The organism is Streptomyces sp. GC420, assembly GCF_009916105.1.
Classification (GTDB): domain Bacteria; phylum Actinomycetota; class Actinomycetes; order Streptomycetales; family Streptomycetaceae; genus Streptomyces.
This window is the reverse complement of record NZ_JAAAXQ010000754.1, coordinates 1-1,299: the sequence shown is the minus strand read 5'-3', so window position 1 is coordinate 1,299 and position 1,299 is coordinate 1. Positions and strand designations below refer to the sequence as shown.

Annotated in this window: 1 protein-coding gene; it reads right to left on the bottom strand. The window is 73.4% G+C overall.

Going from position 1 to position 1,299, the window contains the following annotated elements:
• A partial coding sequence (locus GUY61_RS38400; protein ID WP_279576904.1) for a DEAD/DEAH box helicase occupies positions 1-1,284 on the bottom strand: 1,284 nt, incomplete at its 3' end.
• Positions 1,285-1,299 lie beyond the last annotated feature (15 nt).

Here is a 1,299-nt window from a genome sequence, read left to right as displayed (position 1 = left end):
CAGGTGGTGCTCGAGGATGCGGCCCATCTGGACGTATCCGGTGAAGACGAGGGCGGCTTCGTCCCGGTCGGCGAGGGTCGCGGTGAGGTCGTCCAGGGCTGCGAGCTTGCCGGAGCGGCGTGTGAGGCCGGCCGGTTCGGCGCCGTCCAGGGGTTCCTTGAGGTAGAGGGTGGGGGTGTTGCAGATCTGGCGTAGGGCCTGGAGCAGCTTGAGGACCAGGCCGCGGCGTTCGATCCCGCTGCTGGTGGTGATCTTGTGCATGGTGTCGCGGACGATCGCCTCGTACAGGCCGGTCTGTTCGTCGGTGAGCGCGACGACGCGGTGGTGGTGGATCTTGCCGGGCAGTTCGGGGGCGATGCCGGGGTCGGTCTTGCGCCGGCGGAGCATGAACGGGGCGATGAGCCGGGCGAGCCCTGCGGCGGCGGGCGCGCCCGGGTCCTTCTCGACGGCGCCGTAGCGGGCGCGGAAGGCGGCGCGGGTGCCGAAGAGGCCGGGGTTGGTCCAGTCGAGGATGGCCCACAGCTCCGTGAGGGTGTTCTCGACGGGGGTGCCGGTGACCGCGAGCCGGGCCCGGGCGGGGACGTCGCGCAGCGCCTTGGCGGTGGCGGAGGCAGGGTTCTTGATGTGCTGGGCCTCGTCGGCGACGACCAGGCCCCACTGGGTGGCGACGAGGTCGGGGTCGCGGCGCAGGGTGCCGTAGGTGGTGATGACGACCGTGGTGTGGCCGAGCGCTTCGGTGTCGAGGGTGCGGCCGGTGCCGTGGTACCGGAGGACGGCGGTGTCCGGGGCGAAGCGGGCGATCTCGCGCTGCCAGTTCGTGATGAGGGAGGCCGGGCAGACCACGAGGGTCGGGCCGGCGGCTTCACCGGCCGTTTCGGCGCGGTGGAGGTGCAAGGCGATGGTGGTCAGCGTCTTGCCCAGGCCCATGTCGTCGGCGAGGAGCGCGCCGAAGCCCAGGTCGAGGGTGTGCGCGAGCCAGGTCAGGGCCCGCTGCTGGTAGTGGCGCAGGCTCGCGTTCAGGCCGGCCGGCGGTGGCACGGGGCGGGGGTCGTCGGGGGCCTGGCGCAGGGCGTCGACGAGGGTGGCGAGGGTGCCGGCGGGCCGGACGTCGAGGGTCTCGCCATCGAGGGTGAGGGTGCCGGACAGGGCGGCGGCGAGCGCGTCGAGGGAGGGCAACGGCGCCAGTTCGCGGTGGCGGGCGCGTCGGGCGGTGTCGGGGTCGATGAGCAGCCAGCGGCCGCGCATGCGGATCAGCGGCCAGGCGGCGTCGGCGAGGGCGGTCATCTCGTCCCTGTCTCT